The 23,412-nt window shown below is 72.3% G+C and carries 18 protein-coding genes and 1 tRNA gene; 14 read left to right on the plus strand and 5 right to left on the minus strand.

What is annotated here, in order from left to right:
• The first annotated feature begins 29 nt into the window (after positions 1–29).
• A complete protein-coding gene (locus QP090_RS17525) occupies positions 30–2,327 on the plus strand; it encodes an NACHT domain-containing protein (protein ID WP_285939986.1) in 2,298 nt (765 codons plus the stop codon).
• Positions 2,328–2,570: 243 nt separating this feature from the next.
• Here the strand turns inward: QP090_RS17525 and QP090_RS17530 are convergent, their stop codons facing one another.
• Together QP090_RS17530 and QP090_RS17535 are read right to left on the minus strand one after the other, a co-directional pair.
• Positions 2,571–2,804 carry a DUF397 domain-containing protein gene (locus tag QP090_RS17530; protein ID WP_285939987.1) on the minus strand — a complete coding sequence of 78 codons (234 nt, stop codon included), beginning with the start codon at positions 2,802–2,804 and terminating at the stop codon, positions 2,571–2,573.
• A 174-nt stretch (positions 2,805–2,978) separates the two neighbouring features.
• Positions 2,979–3,064 (minus strand) — tRNA-Leu (locus QP090_RS17535).
• An 82-nt stretch (positions 3,065–3,146) separates the two neighbouring features.
• On the opposite strand from QP090_RS17535, the gene QP090_RS17540 reads away from it, so the two are divergent.
• The 3 genes from QP090_RS17540 to QP090_RS17550 all read left to right on the plus strand — a co-directional run bounded on the left by QP090_RS17540 (position 3,147) and on the right by QP090_RS17550 (position 6,995).
• Positions 3,147–4,484, plus strand: coding sequence for a M20/M25/M40 family metallo-hydrolase (locus QP090_RS17540; protein ID WP_285939988.1), 1,338 nt, complete (start codon positions 3,147–3,149; stop codon positions 4,482–4,484).
• 128 nt (positions 4,485–4,612) lie between these two features.
• Positions 4,613–5,350 carry a hypothetical protein gene (locus tag QP090_RS17545; protein WP_285939989.1) on the plus strand — a complete coding sequence of 246 codons (738 nt, stop codon included), beginning with the start codon at positions 4,613–4,615 and terminating at the stop codon, positions 5,348–5,350.
• Between the two features lie 157 nt (positions 5,351–5,507).
• Complete coding sequence (locus QP090_RS17550; protein ID WP_285939990.1) at positions 5,508–6,995, plus strand: chaplin family protein; 1,488 nt, start codon at positions 5,508–5,510, stop codon at positions 6,993–6,995.
• Between the two features lie 250 nt (positions 6,996–7,245).
• Here QP090_RS17550 and QP090_RS17555 read toward each other — a convergent pair whose 3' ends face one another.
• Positions 7,246–7,431 carry a DUF5703 family protein gene (locus QP090_RS17555; RefSeq protein WP_285939991.1) on the minus strand — a complete coding sequence of 62 codons (186 nt, stop codon included), beginning with the start codon at positions 7,429–7,431 and terminating at the stop codon, positions 7,246–7,248.
• Between the two features lie 221 nt (positions 7,432–7,652).
• Between QP090_RS17555 and topA the strand changes: the two genes are divergently transcribed.
• The 9 genes from topA (at position 7,653) to QP090_RS17600 (ending at position 20,000) form a co-directional block, all read left to right on the plus strand.
• On the plus strand, positions 7,653–10,385 hold the full coding sequence (gene topA, locus QP090_RS17560; RefSeq protein ID WP_285939992.1) for a type I DNA topoisomerase: 2,733 nt from the start codon (positions 7,653–7,655) through the stop codon (positions 10,383–10,385).
• Positions 10,386–10,413: 28 nt separating this feature from the next.
• Positions 10,414–12,489 (plus strand): dTMP kinase, encoded by a 2,076-nt coding sequence (gene tmk / locus QP090_RS17565; RefSeq protein WP_285939993.1) that lies wholly within the window; start codon positions 10,414–10,416, stop codon positions 12,487–12,489.
• A gap of 116 nt (positions 12,490–12,605) precedes the next feature.
• Positions 12,606–13,790 (plus strand): DNA polymerase III subunit delta', encoded by a 1,185-nt coding sequence (locus QP090_RS17570; protein ID WP_285939994.1) that lies wholly within the window; start codon positions 12,606–12,608, stop codon positions 13,788–13,790.
• A 237-nt stretch (positions 13,791–14,027) separates the two neighbouring features.
• Positions 14,028–15,746: a S8 family peptidase gene (locus QP090_RS17575; protein ID WP_285939995.1), complete on the plus strand. Its 1,719-nt coding sequence runs from the start codon at positions 14,028–14,030 to the stop codon at positions 15,744–15,746.
• A 183-nt stretch (positions 15,747–15,929) separates the two neighbouring features.
• Positions 15,930–16,409 (plus strand): low molecular weight protein-tyrosine-phosphatase, encoded by a 480-nt coding sequence (locus QP090_RS17580; RefSeq protein ID WP_285939996.1) that lies wholly within the window; start codon positions 15,930–15,932, stop codon positions 16,407–16,409.
• A 3-nt stretch (positions 16,410–16,412) separates the two neighbouring features.
• Complete coding sequence (locus QP090_RS17585) at positions 16,413–17,300, plus strand: fructosamine kinase family protein (RefSeq protein ID WP_285939997.1); 888 nt, start codon at positions 16,413–16,415, stop codon at positions 17,298–17,300.
• A 202-nt stretch (positions 17,301–17,502) separates the two neighbouring features.
• Positions 17,503–18,525, plus strand: coding sequence for a hypothetical protein (locus QP090_RS17590; protein WP_285939998.1), 1,023 nt, complete (start codon positions 17,503–17,505; stop codon positions 18,523–18,525).
• Positions 18,526–18,603: 78 nt separating this feature from the next.
• Positions 18,604–19,521, plus strand: a complete 918-nt coding sequence (locus QP090_RS17595) for a PSP1 domain-containing protein (RefSeq protein ID WP_285939999.1) — start codon at positions 18,604–18,606, stop codon at positions 19,519–19,521.
• 101 nt (positions 19,522–19,622) lie between these two features.
• Complete coding sequence (locus QP090_RS17600) at positions 19,623–20,000, plus strand: peptidase inhibitor family I36 protein (protein WP_285940000.1); 378 nt, start codon at positions 19,623–19,625, stop codon at positions 19,998–20,000.
• A 172-nt stretch (positions 20,001–20,172) separates the two neighbouring features.
• On the opposite strand, the gene QP090_RS17605 is transcribed toward QP090_RS17600, so the two are convergent.
• Positions 20,173–21,075, minus strand: a complete 903-nt coding sequence (locus QP090_RS17605) for an AfsR/SARP family transcriptional regulator (protein ID WP_285940001.1) — start codon at positions 21,073–21,075, stop codon at positions 20,173–20,175.
• Positions 21,076–21,332: 257 nt separating this feature from the next.
• Positions 21,333–22,421, minus strand: a complete 1,089-nt coding sequence (locus tag QP090_RS17610; protein WP_285940002.1) for a hypothetical protein — start codon at positions 22,419–22,421, stop codon at positions 21,333–21,335.
• A 119-nt stretch (positions 22,422–22,540) separates the two neighbouring features.
• On the opposite strand from QP090_RS17610, the gene QP090_RS17615 reads away from it, so the two are divergent.
• Positions 22,541–23,170, plus strand: a complete 630-nt coding sequence (locus QP090_RS17615) for a M23 family metallopeptidase (protein ID WP_285940003.1) — start codon at positions 22,541–22,543, stop codon at positions 23,168–23,170.
• The last annotated feature ends 242 nt before the right edge of the window (positions 23,171–23,412 follow it).

A 23,412-nucleotide genomic window follows, 5' to 3' on the forward strand; every position in this document is an offset into this window, starting at 1 on the left:
GATCGGGCCGCCTGTGGGGTGTGGCGTGTGTGGGCTTTCTGATCACAGCTGTCGCGGTACTGGCGCGCTTCCTGGGCATTGGGACGTTCAAGCCGGCTGAACCCGATCTTTTGGGGGCAACCATCGGCCTGGTCTCGCTGACGGTCTCGATCTGGTCGGGGGCGCTGGCCTACCGGGCCTTGCGTTTCAGCGAATATGACCCCGCGACCTGGGCCGACCGTCTGGCTACGGAGGTGAAGAAGAACGAGGAGCTGCAGTTCCTGCAACTGCTGGGCGCCGCCGCACGGACGATCAACGTGAGATTCACGCTGGTCTCCACACACGAGGTCGACGGCGCCGCCGACGCCGGCACGCTGAAGGGCGTGGCCGCCTACTTTCAAGCCCTTCATCCGCAGCGGCTGGTTATCACCGGTGCGCCCGGCGCCGGGAAAACCGTCCTGGGGATCAAACTGATCCTGGAATTGCTGGAGACTCGCAAACCCGGTGCCGCGGTCCCGGTGCGGATCTCCGCCGCTGGCTGGGACCCCGGGACCGGGCTGAAGGACCCCAAGACCGGGCGGCGGGATCAGGGGCCGGAGGTGGAGGCCCTGCTGATCGACCACCTGGTCCGAACGTTCGAGTTGCGTGAGGTCACAGCCCGGGAGCTGGTGCGGCACGACAAGGTACTGCCGGTCATCGACGGGCTCGACGAGATGGACCGCACCGACCTGCCCGGCTTCAACTCCGCCGCGGGCCGCGCACTGGAGAAACTCAACCGCTACCAGGACGGTCAGCACAAGGCCGGGCTGATCCTGACCTGCCGCACCGGCCAATACCAGGCCCTGACCAGCGGTCATACCCAGGCCCGCGACGCCGCCCGTGTCGACCTGGTCCCCGTCACCATCGAACAGGCGTCAGAGTTCATCGTGACCACGGCCGGAGACGACCAGCTCCCGCGCTGGCAACCCGTCCTGCGCGTCCTCAACCAGCCCGGCCACCCCCTGTCCCACGCACTGGCGACCCCCTGGCGGCTGACCCTCGCCGTCACCGCCTACCAACAGCGCTCCGACACCACCGGCGACTACCTGCGCGACCCCGCAGACCTGGTCGACTACGGCAGCGCCGACGACATCCACCGCCACCTACTGCAAGAGTTCATCCCCGCATCCGTCGCCGCGGCTGCCCTCAACAAACGCAACCCCCGCAACTACCGGCCCGTCCAGGTCCACGCCTGGCTGACCGTCCTGGCCCGCTACCTTGACGACAACACCACCAGACCACCCTTCGCCGGCCGCACCCTGTCCGGCACCGACATCGTCCTACACGAACTCTGGCCACTCGCCGGCAACCGCCCCCGCATCCTCACCACCCTCCTCACCACCCTCCTCACCGCCCTGCCAATCACCACGCTTCTGGCTGTGCTGCTCGCTACTTCCACATCACCGCCTGCCGTCTGGTTCGCCGAGATCTTCGTTTTGATCCCAGGGGTCTTTGCGTGGAGACAGCGGTGGCCCGTACCCACACGCATCGACTTTTCCCGACTCAAGACACGCGCTGGCCTTCGGAAAAGCATCATCGGGCTCGCGGTCGGGCTCGCGGTCGGGCTCTGGTTCGGGCTCGCGGGCGGGCTCGCGGTCGGGCTCGCGTATGGGCTCGCATACGGGCTCGCGGTCGGGCTCGCGCTCGGGCTCACGAGCGGACTCGATCCTTCCGACAACACCACCGCGAGAGATTCTCGTGGCCTCATCCGCAAGGACCTCATCAGATGGTTCACAGTCGGGTTCGTGTCCGGGTTTGCGGGCGGGTTCGTGTCCGGGTTCGCGGCCGCGTTCCAGGCCGGGCACACGGTCGGGCCCACAGCCAGGCTCGGGGTCGGGCTCGTCGGCGGGCTCGCGGGCGGGCTCGCGGGCGGGCTCGCGGGCGGGCTCGGGGTCGGGCTCGCGGCTGGCCTCGCGGGCGGGCCCGCGGTCGGGCTCGCGGTCGGGCTCGCGGCCGGGCTCACGTACGGGCTCTCTGATGAAGCAGGGGAAGGAATCGCGTTCGGGCTCGCGGTCGCGCTCATGGTTGGGCTCATGCTCTGGGCGGCGGTCGGGTTCACAGTCAGGCCCGCCGGGCTCGCGGCAGCGCGCTACTTCATGCTTCTGATCATCATGAGACGGCGCCTTCCGCTACGACTCGGCCGTTTCCTGGACTGGTGCTACACCGACGCCGGACTGATCCGCACCGCGGGCATCGCCTACCAATTCCGCCACCGCGAACTCCAAAACCACCTGAGCCACGCGCCTGGAGACACAGCACGCCCAGACCGACCGCCTTCGAGGAGGGCCCGAGCAGGTTCCGGGCGGTAGCCGTCAGGGAGAGTTCCGCCGAAGGCCAGCACCGTTCGGGGCCGGCCCCAGGGCAACGATGTCGACTGGGCGCTGGCCGGAGCCGCTGCCGGCACCAGCCCGGCGATGGAGGCCGCCCAGACAGGCACCCGGATGCTAGACGTGCTGCAACAGCGCTCGCATCGGCGACGCAGACCAGGGAAGGCCGACCATTCACGGCGAGTGGGCTGCTGGTCTGTGAGTGAGAGGCGCGGTTACCGTGGCCTATCTCAGGTCGAATGAGCCGGCCTTGGCGGCCTTGATGAAGGTCGTCCACTCGGCCGGGGCGAAGGCGAGCACGGGGCCGGCGGGGTCCTTGGAGTCGCGGGCCAGATGCGCCCGGCCCAAGGTCGCGGCTTCGACGCAGCTTCCGCCGTTGTTGCTCGGACTGCTCTTGCGCCAGCGCACTCCTGGAAGGTCGGCGCCCGTCACGCTGTGCATCTCGTGTGCTGAAATCATGTAATTTCCCGGATCTTCTGCGTGATCAGGGCGCCGGACTGGTCCGGGTCGAGCGCCTTCGCTCGCAGAGGCCGACCTGTTCCAGGAACTCGGCCTTGCGATGACGTACTACCCGCAGAAACGCGAAGTGGAGGTTCAGATCGTTCCTGAACCCCCACATGTGCGGTCGGTGCGTGTCCGAGGGGGGACTTGAACCCCCATGCCCCGTAAAGGGCACTAGCACCTCAAGCTAGCGCGTCTGCCTATTCCGCCACCCGGACTTGGTCGCAGGCCGCAGCTCGGCTGCGGCGGGTTCACCATACCAAAGGTCCCGACTCGCGGCGAAGTCGATGGAGGGGCACCATGGTCGGGTACGTGAACCCGGGCGTGAAGGTGATCACTGTGACTGCTGAGGACGAGGTCGTCCGGCTCTGCCAGGAGCTGATCCGGATCGATACCAGTAACCCTGGGGACCACTCCGGGCCAGGGGAGCGGGTGGCGGCGGAGTACGTCGCGGAGCAGCTGGCCGAGGTGGGGGTGGAGTCGCAGATCTTCGAGTCGCACCCGAAGCGGGCGAGCCTGGTGGCGCGGATCGAGGGCGAGGACCGGAGCCGGGACGCGCTGTTGCTGCACGGGCACCTGGACGTGGTGCCGGCCCGTGCGGAGGACTGGACGCGGGATCCGTTCGGGGGAGAGATCGCAGACGGGTGCGTCTGGGGGCGCGGGGCCGTCGACATGAAGAACATGGACGCGATGATCCTCGCGGTCGTGCGGAAGCGGCTGCGTGAGGGGCGCAAGCCTCCGCGGGACGTCGTGCTGGCCTTTCTCGCGGACGAGGAGGCCGGGGGCAAGTGGGGGGCGCGATGGCTCGTGGACGAGAAGCCGGAGCTGTTCGAGGGGTGCACCGAGGCCGTGGGGGAGGTCGGCGGGTTCAGCCTGACGGTTCCCGGTGATCGGCGGATGTACCTCATCGAGACGGCGGAGAAGGGCATCGCGTGGATGAACCTGACCGCGCGGGGGACCGCCGGGCACGGGTCGATGGTGCATCCGGACAACGCGGTGACGGCGCTGGCGGCGGCGGTCGGGCGGCTGGGGTCGCACGAGTTCCCGGTGCAGTTGACCAAGACCGTGCGGTCCTTTCTCGAGCGTGCGTGCCTGGCCTACGGGGTGGAGTTCGACCCGGACGATCCAGAGAAATGCCTCGACGAGATCGGGCCGCTGGCGCGGATGATCGGGGCGACGCTGAGGCACACCCTGAACCCGTCGGTGCTGGAAGCGGGATATAAGGCGAACGTCATTCCGCAGACCGCGACCGCCCAGGTGGACGGGCGGTTCCTGCCGGGGTACGAGGACGACTTCTTCGCGACCGTGGACGGGCTGCTCGGCCCGGACGTCGAGCGTGGGTTCGTCCACCATGACCAGGCGCTTGAGGCCGACTACGAGGGTGCCCTGGTGGAGGCCATGGAGGCCGCGCTGCTCTCGGAGGACGCCGGTGCGCTGCCGGTGCCCTACTGCCTGAGCGGCGGGACGGACGGCAAGTCGTTCGCCCGGCTGGGGATGCGCTGCTACGGATTTGCGCCCTTGCGACTCCCCCCAGAATTGGACTTTTCCGGAATGTTCCATGGTGTCGACGAGCGCGTCCCGGTGGACGGGCTGCACTTCGGCGTGCGGGTGCTCGACCAATTCCTGGACCGCTCCTGACGTTTTCCACGGATTACCGTCGCATGTGCGATCCGTGGTGCTACGGTCACTATCCGTAGAGGGCGACTCGGGTCGTTCTCTGGGTCCCCGTCCGGGGGCGGACGGGGATCGTGGCGGAGGGCAGTCGAGTGGCAGGTACGGCATGCGCGGGTGTGGTGCCCGTCCCGCTGCGCCGTGCCGTCGCCGGCCGGACGATCCGCCGGATCCTGGTGATCGTCGGCCTGATCGCGGCGGGCTGGCTGCTCGGCGGCGCCGCGCAGGCGTGCGCCGCCGAACAGCCCGCCCCCGCCGATGTCGTGAAGGGCGCGACCGTGCTGAACGGCACGGTCCGCGCCGCCCGGAACGTCGTCCTGCCCGGTGCCCGCAAGGGCATCCGCGGTGTGGTCGTGAAGCCCCGCACGGTCGCGCCGCCGCCTGAGAGCGGCGGCGCCGGGGCCCCTCATGCGGTCTCACCCCCTGAGGAGACCGTGCGCAAACGCGTGCGGGCCGTCGCACCGGTGCCCGTCCGGGCAGGACGTGTTTCCCGGGCTCCGGCGCGTCCCCGATCCGGGACGTCCGCCGAACGTTCGCCAAGAAAGGGCCTGGCGGCGATCGTGGCCCGACCGGGGGCGTCCGAGGGTGTTCAAGCCCGTTCGGCCCCGAGGCCCGCGCCGGTTCCCCGTGAGCGGGTCCCCGCTCCCGATCCGCATCGGGCCGGGGCGTCCGGACCCGTCGCCGGGCCTGTTCTGCTCGGCGGCCTCAGTGGCCTGCCCGCCGGCCGGCCCTGGATCCCAGCCCGGCCTCGGCCGGTGCTGCTCCACGCCCCTGGCGCGGTTCCCCCGGCCGTCCGCACCGCCGCGGACGAGCCCTCCTTCGCCCCTGACTGATCACTGATCACAGACCCCGGCGCTGGACCCGTGCGGCTCGGGTCCAGGCCGAGACGCGCCGTCCCCCCGACGGCCGTCGCCCCCACGAGATCGGCGCTCCGGCGATCCCGCATCTCTGCACGTCATTCATCACCTATCACCTCCCGAACGGAGCATCATGCGAACGTGGGTCAAGAGCACCTCCCGTGCCGTCCTGCTCACCGCGGGCTTTGTCGCTCTCGGTGTCACCGCCGTCCCGGCCTCCGCGGCCTTCGCCGGCACCACCAACGGCGACTCCAGCGTGCTTGGTGGCAACCAGGCCAACCTGCCGATCTCGGCGCCGGTCAACGCCTGCGGCAACTCCGCCACCGTCCTCGGCAAGGCCGCGGCCGGCTGCGAGGGCGGCGCGGCGGTCCACAAGGGCGGCCACAAGGGTCACAAGGGGCCGAAGGGCAAGCACAAGCCCGGCAAGCACAAGCCTGGCAAGCACAAGCCCGGCAAGCACAAGGGCGGTCACGGGGGTGGCGGGCAGTCGACCTCCGGCAAGGCCGGGATCGGTTCCGGCAATCAGGTGAACGCGCCGGTCAAGGCGCCCGTGAACGCCTGCGGCAACGCGGTCGCGGTCGCAGGGAAGGCGGACGCGGGCTGCAAGGGCGGCTCCGCCGCTCACAGCGGCCACGGGAAGGCGCCCGGGAAGGGCCACGGAAAGGCGCCCGGGAAGGGCCATGGGAAGGGCGCGCAGCACCACTCTGGTGGGAAGCGGCCTGCCGGGCAGCAGACCAGCGGGAAGCACGGGATTCTGGCCGGAAACCAGGTGAACGCGCCGATCTCGATCCCCGTGAACGTGTGCGGCAACGCCGTGGCGATCCTCGGCAAGGCCGTCGCCGGGTGCGAGGGCGGGGCCGCGGTCACCGGCGGTGCGCGGCCCGGTGGCCGTCAGGTCACCTCCGGGGCGTTCAGCGTGCTCGGCGGCAACCAGGTGAACGCGCCGATCAGCGTTCCCGTCAACGTCTGCGGCAACGCCGTGGCCGTACTGGGCAAGGCGGGCGCGGTCTGCGAGGGCGGCGCGCGGGTGGCGGGCGGCCACGGTCGCGGCGGTGCCGGCCAGAAGACCTCGGGCGCCCACGGCGTCCTGGCGGGGAATCAGGTGAACGCGCCGATCTCGGTGCCGGTGAACGTCTGCGGCAACGCGGTGGCGGTCGCCGGTCGCGCCGAGGCCGGGTGCAAGGGCGCGGCCGTGGCCGGACGCCCCGGGCGGCAGCGCGGTGACGCCGCGAGCCGCGGGCGGGACGGTTCGTCCGCGCGCGTTGGGCGGGGGACGCCCGGACCGGGCGACCTCGGCTCCCTGGCCAAGCTGCCCACGTTGCCCAAGACCCCGGTCAAGGTGCTGCCCAAGCTGTCGGAGCGGTCCGCGCCGGCGACCGGGGGCCGGAGCGCCCAGGGTGGACCCGGTACGGACGGGCTGCCGGGGGCCAAGGTGCTCACCGGGGCCGGTGGGGTGAAGGTCCCCGAGGTGGGGAAGCTCGGTGCGATCAAGCCGGTGGCCGCGGTGGAGCCGCTGGCCGACACCCCCAAGGCCGGCTCGGTGTGGGGGCTCGGCATGGCCGTGGTGTTCGTGTCGGGGGCGTTCGCGCTGACCCGCAAGGCCCGTCCCGGCCGCAGGTGAGCTAGGGGCCGGTTCCGCCGGCCTCGCCCCCGTCCGGCGGGGTGCCGCTTGACCAGGCTGGACGCGCCCGCCACGGCGGTGTGCGGCCCCGCCTTCCGAGCGCCGCCGGCGGGGGCCCAGGAACGCTTTGCCCGTCCCGGAAGCGCGGTCCGGGGCGGGCAAAGCTCTATGCAAGGCGGTTATGATTACGGCACGTCATAAATCTCGTACGTAGTGCTACGCTCCGGCCGGGGAAGCGGGGCGGGCGACGTCAGAAGGTACGGATCTGGCGGATGATCTTGCGCCGGAGTTGGATTCGGCGGCTACCGTCGGGGTAGAGCCGCAATCGATCGAGCTCCCAGCCGCCGTGCTCGGCGTGCTCGGTCATGATCTGCCGGGCGGTGTCACGGGTGGTGCCGCGCGGCAGTCGCAGGACGAGGTAGGTGTACTGCGCCATCGTGACCATTATGGCCTGGCCTCCCGGCGGCCGGGGATCGTACGGTGGCGGCCTTGTGTCCCGGTCCCGAGGGTGACGTGTCATCCTGTCGGAGGTTCACCGTGGTGGACGGTGACGGCCGACGGGGGCGGGCCAGACCGCGGACGCGGGCATGAACGCGTCGTCGTGCAACGTTGTACGAAGCTCGGGTAAGAAGACCAGACTGCGAGGTTGGAGCGACTGTGCCAGCCAAGAACGGCACTGCGAAGCGTGGCCAGGACGGGGGCACCGGGACCCGCCTGGTGATCGTCGAGTCGCCTGCGAAGGCGAAGACGATCGCCGGCTACCTGGGCCGTGGCTACATCGTGGAGTCCAGTATCGGCCATATCCGGGACCTGCCCGGGAGCGCCTCGGAGGTGCCGGCCAAGTACAAGGGCGAGTCGTGGGCCAAGCTCGGCGTGAACGTCGACCACGGCTTCGAGCCGCTCTATGTCGTCAACACCGACAAGCGGCAGCAGGTGGCCAAGCTCAAGAAGCTGCTGGCCGAGGCCGACGAGCTCTTCCTCGCGACGGACGAGGACCGGGAGGGCGAGGCGATCGCCTGGCACCTGCTGAAGGTGCTCAACCCCAAGGTCCCGGTGCACCGGATGGTCTTCAACGAGATCACCAAGGACGCCATCCAGCGGGCCGCGGCCAATCCGCGCGAGCTCAACCTGCGGCTGGTCGACGCGCAGGAGACCCGCCGCATCCTCGACCGGCTGTACGGCTACGAGGTCAGCCCGGTGCTGTGGAAGAAGGTCATGCCGAAGCTGTCGGCGGGCCGGGTGCAGTCCGTGGCGACCCGGCTGGTCGTCGAGCGGGAGCGGGAGCGGATCGCGTTCGTCCCGGCGCACTACTGGGACATCGCGGGCGCCTTCTCCGTGAGCGGCGGGCCGGACGAGGCCGGGGGCGAGGAGCCCAAGGCGTTCAAGGCCGGGCTGGTCTCGGTCGACGGCAAGCGCGTCGCGCAGGGCCGCGACTTCGCCTCCGACGGCACCCTCAAGACCCGTGACGTGCTGCACCTCGACGAGGACGCCGCGCGCGGGCTGGCGGCCCGGCTGGACGGACGGCCGTACGCGGTCAAGTCGGTCGAGCGCAAGCCGTACACCCGCAAGCCGTACCCGCCGTTCCGCACGACCACGTTGCAGCAGGAGGCCAGCCGCAAGCTGAGCTACTCCGCCAAGTACACGATGTCGGTGGCGCAGAAGCTGTACGAGAACGGCTTCATCACCTACATGCGCACCGACTCGATCACGCTGTCGGAGACCGCGATCACCGCGGCCCGGCGGCAGGCCGGCACGCTGTTCGGCGCCGAGTACGTGCCGGACAAGCCGCGCGTCTACACCTCCAAGGTCAAGAATGCGCAGGAGGCGCACGAGGCGATCCGCCCGGCCGGCGAGAGCTTCCGCACGCCCGCCGAGACGGGCCTGCGCGGCGACCAGTTCCGGCTGTACGAGCTGATCTGGAAGCGGACGATCGCCAGCCAGATGAAGGACGCCGCGGGGCAGTCGGTGTCGGTGCGCGTCACCGGGACCTCCACGGGGGACGAGGTCGCCGAGTTCGGCGCGACCGGCAAGACGATCACGTTCTGGGGCTTCCTGAAGGCGTACGTGGAGAGCGCCGACGACCCGTCCACCGACCGCGACGACCAGGAGCGGCGGCTGCCGAACCTCGACGAGGGCCGGCCGCTGAGCGCGCTGTCGATCGAGGCCGAGGGGCACTCGACCCGGCCGCCGGCCCGGTACACCGAGGCCAGCCTGGTCAAGGAGCTGGAGGAGCGGGAGATCGGGCGCCCGTCCACCTACGCCTCGATCATCGGCACCATCCTCGACCGCGGCTACGTGTTCAAGAAGGGCACCGCGCTGGTCCCGTCCTTCCTGGCGTTCGCGGTGGTCAACCTGCTGGAGCAGCACTTCGGCAACCTGGTCGACTACGACTTCACCGCGCACATGGAGGACGGTCTCGACGAGATCGCCCGGGGTGAGGCCGAGCGGGTCCGCTGGCTCGGCCGGTTCTACTTCGGCACCGAGGGCGAGGACGGCGAGGGCGGTGAGGAGGGACTCAAGGAGCTGGTCGGCGACATCGGCGACATCGACGCCAAGGGGATCAGCTCGTTCCCGGTCAAGGGCACCGACATCATGGTGCGCGTCGGCCGGTACGGGCCCTACCTCGACCGCGACGGCGAGCGGGTCAACATTCCCGAGGACATCGCGCCGGACGAGCTGACCGGGGAGAAGGCCGAGGAGCTGTTCGCGCAGCCGAGCGGCGACCGCGAGCTCGGCACCGACCCGGAGACCGGTCGCACGATCGTGGCCAAGTCGGGCCGGTTCGGCCCGTACGTCACCGAGATCCTGCCCGAGCCGGCGGCGCCCGCCGAGGGCGAGAAGAAGAAGCGCACCAAGAAGGCCGACGCGGTCAAGCCGCGCACCGGCTCGCTGTTCAAGTCGATGTCGCTCGACACGATCACGCTGGACGACGCGCTGAAGCTGCTGTCCCTGCCGCGGACGCTGGGCGAGCTCGACGGGGAGCCGGTGACCGCGCAGAACGGGCGGTTTGGGCCCTATATCAAGCGGGGCACCGACAGCCGCTCGCTCGGCTCGGAGGAGGACCTGTTCACCGTCACGCTGGAGCAGGCCAAGGAGTTGTTCGCCCAGCCCAAGCAGCGGGGCCGGGGCCGTGCCGCGGCGCCGCCGCTGCGCGAGATCGGCGACGACCCGGCCAGCGGCAAGCCGGTGGTGGTGAAGGAGGGCCGGTTCGGCCCGTACGTCACCGACGGTGAGACCAACGCCAGCCTGCGCAAGGGCGACGAGGTCGAGTCGGTGACGATCCAGCGCGCCGCCGAGCTGCTCGCCGAGCGGCGGGAGAAGGTGGCCGCGGGCGGCGGGAAGAAGAAGCCGGCACCGCGCCGACGAACCTCCGCGAAGTCGGGCTCCTAAGGACAACTACGCCGATACCCTGACCGACATGACCAGAACGGACGCCACCCGGCCGCACCCCGCCGCGCCGCCGGGCGTTTCGTCGAACAGGCCCTCCAGGCGGCTGTGGCTGGTGCTCTCGCTGTCCGGCCTCGGCCACTGGCTGAGCGTCGCGGCGCTCACCGCGATGGCCGGCGTGCTCACCCAGGACGACGCGATGGCCGGCCGCGCGCAGGCCGTCGGCGGCGTGCTGGTCCTGATGCTGCTGCCGGCGGTGCTGCTGGCGCCGCTGGCGGGCCCGGTCACCGCCCGGCTCGACCGGCGGCTGACCATGCTCGTCGCCGATCTGCTGCGGTTCGCGCTGGTGGTGTCGGTGCCGCTGGTCGACATGCTGCCGTGGACGCTCGGGGTCGCGTTCCTGGTCGCCTGCCTGACGCTGCTGTGGGTGCCGGCCGCGGGCGCGTCGGTGCCAGCGCTGGCGCCCGCGGAACGGCGGGCCGAGGCCGGCCGGTCGGCGCTGCGCGGCGTGTCCGGGGCGGCGCCGGTCGCGGCCGTGCTGTTCACCGTGCTGGCGCTGCTCGGCGACACGCTGGCCGGTACCGAGCGCCGGGCCGATCTCGCGCTGTACGTCACCGCCGCGGTCTTCCTCGTCGCCGGTGCCGCGGTCGCGCTGCTGCGCGGCCTGCCCGGCCCGGGGCCGGACGGGTTCCCGGTCCCGGCGCCCTTGAAGCTGATCGTCCGGGGGCCGCGCACCGCCGCCGGCGCGCCGGCCGCGCGCGGCCTCGGCCTCGCGATCACCGGCGTCGCGCTCGCGGCCGGCGCGGTCGTCGCGGTCGCCCGGGTGTACGCCCGCGACCTCGGCGGCGGCGACGCCGGTTACGGCTGCGTCCTCGCCGGGCTCGCGGTCGGGCTGCCGTTCGGGCTGTTCCTCGGCCCGCGCGTGCTCGGCCCGTTCAGCCGCCGCCGCCTGCTCGGGCTGACGGTCGTGGCGACGGCGCTGGCGCTGGTCCTGGTCTCGCTGGTGCACAACCTGGTCGTGGTGGTGTTCGTGACCGCGTTCCTCGGCGTCGCCGCCGGGGCCGCCTGGTCGACCGCGTCCGCGGCGCTCCTGCCGGGCGACGACGCCGAGGACGAGAGCGCGTTCGCGTACCTGCGGTCGGTGGCGCTGGTCGCCGTCCTGGTCGCGTTCGCCGCCGTGCCGCCGCTGGCCGGGGTGCTCGGCACGCACCGGATCAAGGTCGGCGACGGCTCCTACACCTTCGGCGGCGCGGGCGCGGCGCTCCTCATCGTCGCCGTGGTCGCGCTGGTCGCGGGCCTGCTCGCGTACCGGCGGCTGGACGACCGGCGCGGCGTCCCGCTGCTCCCCGACCTCGCCGCCGCGCTCCAGGGGCAGGTGTACGTCCCGCCCGCCGAGGCCGAGGCCGAGGCCGCCGCGACGCCGGTCAAGCGCGAGCGCGGCGTGTTCGTCGCGTTCGAGGGCGGCGAGGGCGCGGGCAAGACCACCCAGGCGCGGCTCGCCGCGATCTGGCTGCGCGACCACGGCTACGACGTGGTCACCACGCACGAGCCGGGCGCCACCAAGATCGGAATGCGGCTGCGCGCGATGCTGCTCGACCGCGACACCACCGGGCTGTCCACCCGCGCCGAGACGCTGCTGTACGCCGCCGACCGCGCCGACCACGTCGCCAACGTGATCCGGCCCGCGATGGACCGCGGCGCCATCGTGGTCAGCGACCGGTACGTCGACTCCTCGCTGGCCTACCAGGGTTTCGGCCGGCAGCAGCCGGTCGAGGACATCGCCCGGGTCAACGCGTGGGCCACCGGCGGGCTGATCCCCGACCTGACCGTCCTGCTGGAGGTGCCGCCGGAGACCGGTCTCGGCCGGCTCCGCTCGCCGGCCGACCGGATCGAGTCCGAGCCGCAGGAGTTCCACGAGCGGGTGCGTGAGGGGTTCCGGGCGCTGGCCGAGGCCTACCCGGACCGCTACCTGATCCTCGACGCGGGCCGTTCGCAGGCCGAGCTGAGCCGCGAGATCCAGTACCGGATCCGGGAGATCCTGCCCGACCCGATCCCGGCGGGCACCGAGGACGTCACCAGCACCTTCCCCGTCATCACCGACGGCTGACCGCCGCCCGGCGGCGACCCACGGCGCGCCGGCCGCCGGGCGCCCGTGCCGCGGGCGGGCGCGGCCCGGCCGGTGATTCGGGCGGGGGACCGGGCCGGAGGCAATAGCCTGGACGCATGAGCGTGTGGGATGACCTGGTGGGGCAGGATCCGGTCGTCGCGCAGCTGCGGTCGGCCGCCGACGGGACCGTGGGCACGGCCACCTCGGCGGGCCGTCCGGCGGGCGCCCCCGGCGGCAACATGGCGCACGCGTGGCTGTTCACCGGGCCGCCCGGCGCGGGCCGCTCGACCGCCGCGCGGGCCTTCGGCGCCGCCCTCCAGTGCACCGAGACGCCTCGCGGCTGCGGGCACTGCGCCTCCTGCCACCAGGTCCTCCAGGGCACGCACGCCGACGTGGAGGTGGTGCGTCCCGCCGGGCTGTCGTACGGCGTGAAGGAGACCCGCGAGCTGGTGCTGCGCGCGTCGTCGTCGCCGAGCGGGGGCCGCTGGCAGATCGTGCTGTTCGAGGACGCCGACCGGGCCACCGAGGCCGCCGCCAACGCGCTGCTGAAGGCGATCGAGGAGCCCCCGCCGCGGACGGTCTGGCTGCTGTGCACGCCGTCCCCGGACGACCTGCTGGTCACCATCAGGTCGCGCTGCCGGCTGGTGACGCTGCGCACGCCGCCGGTCGCGGCCGTCGCCGACGTGCTCGTCCAGCGGGACGGCGTCGACCGCGACACCGCCGAGGTCGTGGCGCGCGCGGCGCAGGGCCACATCAGCCGGGCGCGGCGGCTGGCCACCGATCCGGGCGCGCGCCGGGTCCGCGCCGAGGTGATGGCGGTGCCGCGCCGGCTGACGTCGGTCGGCCCGGCGGTGCTGGCCGCCGAGACGCTGGTCAAGGCGGCCGAGGCGGAGGCCAAGACGATGGCCGAGGAGCTCAACGAGACCGAGACGTCGGCGCTGCGGCAGGCGCTCGGCGAGAGCGCCAAGGGACGGATGCCGCGCGGCACCGCCGGGGCGCTGAAGGACCTGGAGGACCGGCAGAAGTCCCGCGCGACGCGGGTCAAGCGCGACTCCCTCGACCGGGCGCTGCTCGACCTGGCCTCCTACTACCGCGACGTGCTGACGCTCCAGCTCGGCGCGGGCGCCGAGCTGGTCAACACCGAGTTGGCGGCCGAGCTGCGCACCGCCGCCGCCCAGGGCCCGCCCGAGGGCACCCTCCGGCGGCTCGACGCGATCATGAAGTGCAGGGAGCGGCTGGGCGCCAGCGTCAACCCCCTGCTGGCCGTCGAGGCCCTCACCATGGCCCTGCGCACCGGCTGACCGTCCCCGCCCGCCGGCTGGCCGTCCCCGCGCAGCGGCTGACCATCCCCGCCCGCCGGCCGGCCGTCCTGTGCCGGCCGGCGTCCCGGCACGTCGGCTGACCGTCCCGCGAGTGCCGTCCTAACGCAAAATGCCCCATTTCGTTATTTACTCGTTCGCTCGCCTCGACAACAACTCCCGTACCGTCGCGAGGGTTGAGCCCAAAATCGGGCATTCCCCCCATGCAGGAGGTGTGCATTGCGGCGCGCCATCATCGCTGCCGCCTGCGCCGTCGTCACCACGACGGCGCTGGCGTTCCCAGCGTCTGCGGCACCCAACCCCACGCAGGCCAAGGGTCAGGTCTCGGAGTACGTCGTCCTCTACAAGGAGGGCGCCTCCCCAAGTAAGGCCCACGCGGCCGTGAAGGCGGCAGGAGGCTCGATCGTCCACGAGAACACCGACGTGGGCGTGGCCACGGTGCGGTCGGAGAACCCCGGGTTCACCGCCGCCGCCATGGCCCAGCGGGCCCTGGAGGGCGTCGCGCACAACCGGGTGATCGGCAAGGCGCCGAAGACCGCCAAGAGCGCGGGCAAGCAGGTGGAGGCGGTGAAGGGCACGGGGGCCGGCAGCGCCAAGCCGGCCCGGCCGTCCAAGCCGGCCAAGGGCGCCGAGCCGCTCGCGGACCTGCAATGGGACATGAAGCAGATGAACGCGACCGCCGACGGCTCCTACAAGGTGGAGCCGGGCGACCGGCGGGTGCTGGTCGGCATCCTGGACACCGGCGTCGACGGCAGTCACCCCGACGTCAAGCCGAACTTCAACCGCGGGCTCAGCCGCAACTTCACCACCGACGTCCCGGTGGACGCCGACGGCAACGAGCTGGACGGGCCCTGCGAGTTCAAGTCCTGCGTCGACCCGGTCGACTGGGACGACAACGACCACGGCACGCACGTGGCGTCCACGATCGCCTCGCCGCGCAACGGGCTCGGCATGGCCGGCGTCGCGCCGAACGTGTCGCTGGTCAACCTGCGGGTCGGGCAGGACTCGGGGAACTTCTACCTCGGGCCGACAGTGGACGGCCTCACCTACGCGGCCAAGCACGGCATCGACGTGGTCAACATGTCGTACTACATCGACCCGTGGCTGTGGAACTGCGGCGACAACCCGGCGGACTCGGCGACCGAGCGGCTGGAGCAGCGGACCATCATCAAGGCCACCCAGCGGGCGCTGGACTTCGCGCACGAGCGCGGCGTCACGCTGATCTCCGCGGCGGGCAACGAGAAGGTCGACTACACCAAGACCAACCTCGACGAGACCAGCCCGAACTTCGCGTCGCTGCCCGGTGAGAAGCCGCACTCGCGCAGCGTCCCGGCGAGCTGCATGTCGATGCCGACCGAGGGCGAGCACGTCATTCCGGTCTCGGCGACCGGGATCAGCAAGCGCAAGTCGTACTACTCCAGCTACGGCGCCGGCTTCACCACGATCGCGGCGCCCGGCGGCGACAAGGTCGACAACGCCGAGGGCAAGGCGGACGACAACCTCGGCATCTGGGCCGCCTACCCCGAGCGGCTCGCGCGCGAGCGCGGTGAGCTGAACGCCGACGGGACGCCGAAGGTGTCGTACGTGGTCCGGCAGTGCACCGGCAAGACCTGCGCGTACTACCAGTCCTTGCAGGGGACGTCGATGGCCTCGCCGCACGCGGTGGGCGTCGCGGCGCTGATCGTCAGCAAGTACGGCACGTCGGACCGCAAGCGGGGCGGCCTGACGATGGACCCGAACGCCGTGGAGCGCACGCTGCGCGGGACCGCGACGGCCACGCCCTGCCCGAGCCCCGCCACCGTCGACTACGTCTGGTACACCAAGGTCGACGGCGAGTGGGTGAAGAACACCTCCAAGCAGACCTGTGAGGGCTCCAAGTCCAACAACGGGTTCTACGGGGCGGGCATCGTCGACGCGCTGCACGCCGTCCAGCGGTGATGACCCGCTGACCCGCTGACCCGCTGACGCGGTGACGCGGTGACGCGCTGACCGATCGTTCGAGGTGCGGCCCCCGGCTCCGGCCGGGGGCCGCGTTCGGCTGCGAGGGCCCATTCCGGTGGCCCTGGCCGTGGGGCGGCCCGGGTGGGTGAGGGGCCGAGTGGATTCGGGCAGGATGGGCGTATGCCGTACCGCGTCACGTTCGTCTGCACGGGCAACATCTGCCGCTCGCCGATGGCCGAGTCGGTCTTCCGCCACCACGTGGAGGAAGAGGGCCTGGACGTCGAGGTCGACAGCTCCGGGACCGGGGGCTGGCACGCCGGCGACGCCGCCGACTCCCGCACGGTCGCGGCGCTGAGCCGCGCCGGCTACCGGTCGGCGCACGTCGCGCGGCAGTTCGAGGACGGCTGGTTCGCCGACTACGACCTGGTCATCGCGCTGGACCAGGGGCATCGGCGGGCGCTGCGCGCGATGGCCCCGGACGCGGGGGCGCGCGAGAAGGTGCGGCTGCTGCGCGAGTTCGACCCGGCCGCCGGCGCCGACCTGGACGTGCCCGACCCGTACTACGGCGGCCGGTCCGACTTCGACCACGCGCTGGAGCTGGTGGAGGCGGCGATGCCCGGCCTGCTCGGCGAGGTCCGCGCGGCGGTCAAGGACGGCTGAGCCATGCGCGAGCGCGTCGCGGCACTGCTCGGCACACGGGTCGAGCGGGTCTCCGACCTGGGCTCCAGTCATTCCTGGACACTGCACCGCGTCGCGCTCGCCGATGGCCGCGAGGTGTTCGTCAAGGCCGCCTCCGGACGCGCGGGCGGCTTCCCGGGCGGCTTCCCGGGCGGGTTCGCGGGTGTGTTCGCGGCCGAGGCGGCGGGGCTGCGCTGGCTGGCCGAGGCCGGTCCGGGCAGCCCGGTGCCGGCGGTCCTGGCCGTGGACGACGACCTGCTGGTCCTGCCGTGGCTGCCGTCCGGGCCGCCCACCCCGGAGGCCGCCGAACGTCTCGGGCGCGAGCTCGCGGTGCTGCACACCGCCGCGCCGCCGTCCGCGTACGGGGCGCCGTGGGAGGGCTACATCGCCGATCTCCCCCTCGACAACACGCCGGACGGCCGCGACTGGCCACGCTGGTACGCCGAGCGGCGGCTCGAACCGTTCCTCCGCCGTGCCGCCCGCCACCTCGGCCCGGACGGGACGCGGCTGGTCGAGCAGGTCGCCGACGGGATCGACGGCCTGGCCGGCCCGCCCGAGCCGCGCGCCCGTGTCCACGGCGACCTGTGGTCGGGCAACGTCCGGTGGGGGGCCGGCGGCCGGGCGCTGGTGATCGACCCGGCGGCGCACGGCGGACATCGCGAGACCGACCTGGCCATGCTGGCGCTTTTCGGCGCCCCCGGCCTCGACCGCGTGCTCGCCGCCTACGATGAGACCGCGCCGCTCGCGCCGGGGTGGCGGGAGCGGGTCCCGCTGCACCAGCTTTATCCGCTGCTCGTCCACGTGGCGCTCTTCGGAACTTCGTACAGCGGTGCGACGATCGAGGCCGCCATGGCCGCGCTCGCGGCGGGGTAGGCGCGCCGGAAAGTACCTGAGCGTCCCGGAACGTGCCGGAACGCGTGCCGGAGTGGGCGTCCCGACGGGCGCCGGAGCGACGCAATGTTCGCTTCGACCAGACAAGTCCGCAATCATGGCTGTTTGTCGCGTGGTAGATGAGATAGAAACGACGGGTCGACACGACGGTCGAGACTCGGAAGGCGGGTGCGGGGTCATCCCCATGGACGGCAAGCACAAGGAGTCGGCGCCGGCCTCGCGGATCAGGGCGGTCTGGAAGCGGACCGTTCCGCTCGGACTGGCCACCGCCGCCGCCGTGACGGTCGGCGCGGGCCTGGACGTGGTGCACCGCCACCAGCGCGCCGGCGAGGAGCAGCACGACGCCCAGCCGGCGGCCAAGCAGGAGCGGACCGAGCCGCGCTACGTCGTCGGCGTCCGCGGCACGGGGGCCGCCCTCGTCGTCCGCGACGTCCGCACCGGGAACGACGTCGGGCTGCCCGTGGCCGCGCCGCAGGGGCGCCGTTTCCAGCGGGTCGCGGCGAAGGGCGACGGCTCGTACGTCGTCGCGTCCTACGGCGCCCGGAAGGTCACCTTCCAGCACCTGCTCCTCGACAAGCAGGGGCGGCCGAAGGAGCTGACCGAGATCCCCGAGGCGACCGTCCCCGGCGTCTCCACCTCCTGGTCCGACCTGGCGGTGAGCGCCGACGGCGACCGGATCGCCTACGTGACGTACAAGGGCACCGCCGGACGGGTCGAGGTCCTGTCGCTGAAGACCGGGACGCGCAAGACCTGGACGGCCAGATCGCCCGCCCGGATCGGCAGCCTGTCCTGGTCGGGCGGCACGCTCTGCCTGGTGTGGAGCCCGCTGCGCACGACGGCCGGCCGGACGACCGTGCCCCGGCACCAGGTGCGCGCGCTCAACACCGCGGGCCCGTCCGGCGACCTCAAGGCGAGCAGGCCCGTCCTCATGCTGCCGAAGGGCGCCGGTGCGGCGTTCATGAGCCGGGACGGCCGCACCATCGTCGCCGGTGCGCAGCAGGACACGCAGCTCACCTTGCAGGCGTACTCCGTCCAGACCGGGAAGCCGACCAAGGTGCTGTGGCGGCAGAAGGTCGGCGGCGACCTGTCCAGGCTCGACCCCGACCACACCGGACGGCACGTGCTCGCCTCGGTGAGCGACGGCCGGATCTACGCCCAGGGGACCGGCACACTGCCCGCCGCCGACCTCACCGACGCCGCGTGGTGAGCACGCCGCGCGCGGCGACATTCCGGACGACATAGGGTTGGTCCCACGGAACCGGGCGAACGGAGCAAAACCGTGGGCATGGTGATGGCAGTCAGCTTCACCCGTTACGGCCGGCTCTACTATCTCGATCCCGGTTCGCACACTCCCCGGGTCGGCGACAAGGTCCTGGTCCCGACCGACTCCGGCGCCGAGGTGGCCGAGTGCGTGTGGGCGCCGCAGTGGGTCTCCGACGACATCGGCGGCCTGCCCGAGTGCGCCGGGCCCGCCACCGACGAGGACCTCGCCCGCGACGAGGGCAACCGGCGCCGCCGCGCCGAGGGGCGGAGCGTCGCCAAGCGGCTGATCCGCAAGCACGAGCTGCCGATGAAGGTCATCGGGGTCGACTTCCTCGACCGCGACAACATCTTCAAGATCTACTTCTCCGCGCCGCACCGGGTCGACTTCCGCGCGCTGGTCCGCGACCTCGCCCGCAACATCAAGGCCCGGGTCGAGCTGCGGCAGGTCGGCCCGCGCGACGAGGCCCGCCTCCAGGGCGGCATCGGCCCCTGCGGGCGCGACCTGTGCTGCGCCACGTTCCTCAAGGACTTCGAGCCCGTCTCGGTGCGGATGGCCAAGGAGCAGGACCTCCCGGTCAACCCGCTGCGCATCGCCGGTGCCTGCGGCCGGCTCATGTGCTGCCTGAAGTACGAGCACCCGCTGTACGTCAAGGCGCACGAGCGCATGCCCGCGCTCGGCGAGCGCGTCGAGACCCCCAGCGGCCCCGGCCAGGTGGTGGGGCGCAACGTGCCGTCCGACACGGTGTCGGTGCGGCTGAGCAGCGGTGGGCGCTGCGCCTGCCCGTCCGCCTCGGTGTGCTCGCCCCGCCGGCAGCACGAGGCCGTGTACGGCGACAAGGAGCCCGACACCGGGGCGTCCGATGGTGCTGCGGCCGGGGGCGGGGAGTCGGGCGAGGGGTCCGGTGGTGAGCCTTCCGGGGGCGAGTCGTCTCCGTCCTGAACGTGCCATAGTCGGCCACGCACGGTGGTCAAAGGGTGACGGATATGCCTACCGTTGGTTCGTCAGCCCCGGCAGCGGGGTTCCGGCGGAACGGGGAGCACATGGACTGGGTCAGGACCGGAGCGGTGTCCGCGGTGGTGGTCGGCGCCGCCCTCCTCACCGCGCCGAGCGCCGCCGGCGCGGTGGCGGTGGAGGCGTCGTGCGCCAAGGGCGATGTCTGCGTGTGGAGCGGCAAGGCCGGCCAGGGGACGCGCTGCCACTGGCGCGGGAACGACCCCGACTGGCGGGGCGGCGCCGTCCGGTGCGGCATCAAGGTCAGGTCGATCTGGAACAACGGCCGGACGAACGACCCCTACAACAAGGTCAGGTTCTACCGGCAGAAGGACTACCAGAGCCAGATCTCCGACCCGGTGCCCGTCACGGCCAAGCCGATCACCGCCGGCGGCCTCACGATCCGTTCGCACCGCTGGACCAGGTAGGCGGACGGCGCGGCGCGCGCCAGGCGGGCGCGATTTCGCGGTCGAGGTGACCGCCCGGTCGAGGTGACCGCGCGGCGGAGGTGACCGCGCGGCGGCGGATGCGGCCGAACCGTCCGGCCTCGCCGCCGTGGCGGCTGGCGGGGCCGGACGCGGCGGCGGTCCGTCGCGGTGGTCAGCGGCGCGGGCGGGGACGGGTGGGACGGCGGGCTCCGCCCCCGCCGCGCCGCCGGTGCCGGGCCCGCGGTACGCGTCCCGTGCACGTGGTCGGGCCGATGGGCGGCGCGGGCGCCTCACGGGGCGCGGCGGCCCGCTGGTACATGGACGGGTCGTCGCGCAGGATCGCCTCGTGTAGCTCCCTCAGCCCGCGGCCGGGTTCCAGCCCCAGCTCGTCGGCGATGATCCGGCGGCCGTCCCGGTAGACGGCGAGGGCCTCGCTCTGCCGTCCGGCCCTGACCAGCGCCATCATCAGCAGCGCGCGCAGCCGCTCGCGGAACGGATGCTCGGAGACCGGCCCCATCAGCTCGCCGACCAGCTCGTGGTGCCGGCCGAGCGCGAGGTCGACCTGGGCCGCCTCCTCGATCACGGTGAGCCGCAGCTCCTCCCAGCGCAGCGCGCCGGCGGTGATCACCGAGCGGTCCAGCCCGGCGAGGACCGGCCCCTCCCAGAGGCCGAGGGCGGTGCGGAACCGCGCGGACGCCTCCTCTCCGCGCCCTTCTCGCAGGGCCGTGCGGGCGGCCGTGACATGCCGCTCGGCCGACAGGGCGTCGATGCCCGCGACCGCGGTCTGGAGCCGGTAGCCCGGCCGCACCGTCTCGATCACGCCCGGCGCGCAGCCCGCCTGCTTGAACGTGCGCCGCAGGTGCGAGACGGCGATGGCGATCTGGGTGCGGGCCGAGACGGGCGGCCCGTCGTCCCAGACCGCGGCGACGAGCCGGTCGGTCGGTATCACCCGGTCGGGTTCCAGCAGGAGTGCCGCCAGGACGAGCTGGGGGCGTTGCCCACCGATATCGATGGCATGCCGCTGGACGCTGGTCTGTAGGGGACCCAAAATCTGGAAGCTCACGCGGTCCGTCACCCGATCCGTCACCCTTTCTGCGGCGGGTCTGCATTCGACGTTCGCGGGGCTGCGACACCGGGGGACCGGCGTCTCGTTGTGTCCCGCACGAAGTTAGACACCGATCCGGCTGCGGTGTTCACGAATGCGGGTTCAAGGACCGTTCGGATCCGTTCTGAACTTTGAACGCCCAGGTGACAGGCTTGCGAGTGGCAGGGCCGCAAACGAGGCCCGATGTGCGAGCCGATACCGGCTGTGCAGCGCGATACCGGCGGGTATCAGAGTTGGCCGCACTCCCGGGCCACCCGCGAGTCCGGATGCCGGCCGACGTGCAGCTCGTACGCGGGCACGTATCCCCACGAGTTCAGGTCGGGCCGGGCGGTCTCCGTGTCGCCCTGGGTGTAGTACCAGATGTCGTTGCCGCCGGAGTGCGGCCGGCCGTGCGTCCAGCAGATGAACCAGCTCGGGTCGGTCTTCAGCACGCCGATCCTCATCGCGTCGGCGCGCGGCTCCGCGTACACGTCGGCGTTCGGCCGGTTGGGGCACTGGTACAGATGCGGCCAGGTCCGCTTCGTCCGCGAGTCCGCGACGTTACCCCTGATGAACTGGCAGCTGGTCGCCGGGTCGGACCGGTCCCCGCCCGGAACGACGAGGAACGCCACCACGGCCGCGGTGACGGCCGCCGTCACGATCGCGATCGTGAGCAGCGCGAGGCGGCGGGCACGCCCGTCGAACGGCGCGGACGACGCCGGGGGTGCGGGCGGCGTGGGCGACACGGATGGCTCGGACACGGTGGTCGTGGCGGACGAGGTGTGCTGCGGTGTCGTGTCCGAGTCGTCCGCGTACTCGGTGTCGGACGCGTCGTTGTCGTGAGCCTCCGCAGACGGGGCGCGGGTCGCGGTGCCGGACGGCGTGCCGCCGGACGATGCATCACGCGAGGCGTCCGACGAGACGTCGTGCGACGCGCCCGACGGTGCGTTCACGACGGGTGCGGGTGCGGGGGCGGGTGGCGCTGCCGCCGTGGCCGGTGGGACGGGCCGGGGCTCGTTGAGGTGTTTCCAGTGGGCCCGCCAGCGTGCCATTTCGGATTCGGCGTCCGGCCATTCCTGATAGCCCAGGCAGGCCGAGACGAAACGGGCGGTGGCGGTTTCCGGAGGCCGGGTCAGCGGATTCTTGCCGATGAGCGTCGAGATGGCGGCAGGGGAGAGCCCGGCGTTCCTGCCGCACAGCGCACGGTACTTCGGCGCTCCGCACCAGTCGTACAGTTCGCGCAGGCGGGCGGTGAACTCGGCCCAGGAGGCCGCTTCCTGTGGGGACGGAGGAGGGGTGGACACGTGCACGCTCCAGTGGGCGAGGGGTTCGTTCATTGTGACGGCAGGCGAAGGCGGCCTCCTACCCGGAATCGGGCGTCGATAAGGGATCGATAACGCCCCGGCCTATCGTCTGGACGGGGTCGGACGTTCGGCAGGATTGAACGGGGAGAGAGATGCAGAGAACTCGTACCGTACTCGCCGGCACGGTGGCCGCAACGGTCTCGGCCGCCGTCGTGGCGTCCGTCGCCGCACCGGCCCCGGCGGGCGCCGCGCTGGTCTCGCCGACCGCGGCGACCGCGGCGACCGCGGCGGTCTCGCCGGTCTCGGCGGGCGAGGATCCCTATCCCGACAGGCCGGACTTCCGGCTCCCGTTCGGCTGCGACGTGAAGGTCCTCGCGCAGACCTACGAGGGGCACGACACGACCGGCAAGAAGATCGACATGTACCGGTACGGGATGACGACGGGCAGCCCGATCCGCGCGTCCGCCGACGGCGTGGTGCACGAGCTCTTCGCCCCCGGTGGCCTGGAGATCAGGCATGGCGAGGGGTGGTTCACCACCTACATGCACATGACCCGACGGGTGAAGGCGGGCACGAAGGTCAAGCGGCACCAGGTCATCGGCTACATGAGCGACGTCGGCGCCGAGGGCCGCCCGCACCTGCACTACGAGCAGCTCTACAACCCCGGGCACGACGACGCCGACAACGAGGACATGGTCAACGCGATCATCCAGGGCCGGGGCCCGATCAACATGCTCGACGAGACGCCGATCGAGAACTGGACGAGCACCAACTGCGTCTGACGACGCCCTCGCGCGCCGCCGGCGGGGGCCGGTCGGGCGCGCACCTCCAACGGCGGTGTACGGGCTGTGTAGGGGCAGCCCGCGCACCGCACATTTGCGGCCGGGTGCGGCCGGATTCGGACGCAGGGCCGTACGCCCTATGCGGCCCGGGACTTCTGCGCGCGGTGGCCGCGCCGGGGCCTCGTGCCGCACCGCCTCGACCCGGCCGCGCCGTTCGCCCGCGGTCCACAGCGGGTTGGCCA

It is taken from the genome of Actinomadura xylanilytica (assembly GCF_030283145.1).
Classification (GTDB): domain Bacteria; phylum Actinomycetota; class Actinomycetes; order Streptosporangiales; family Streptosporangiaceae; genus Spirillospora; species Spirillospora xylanilytica.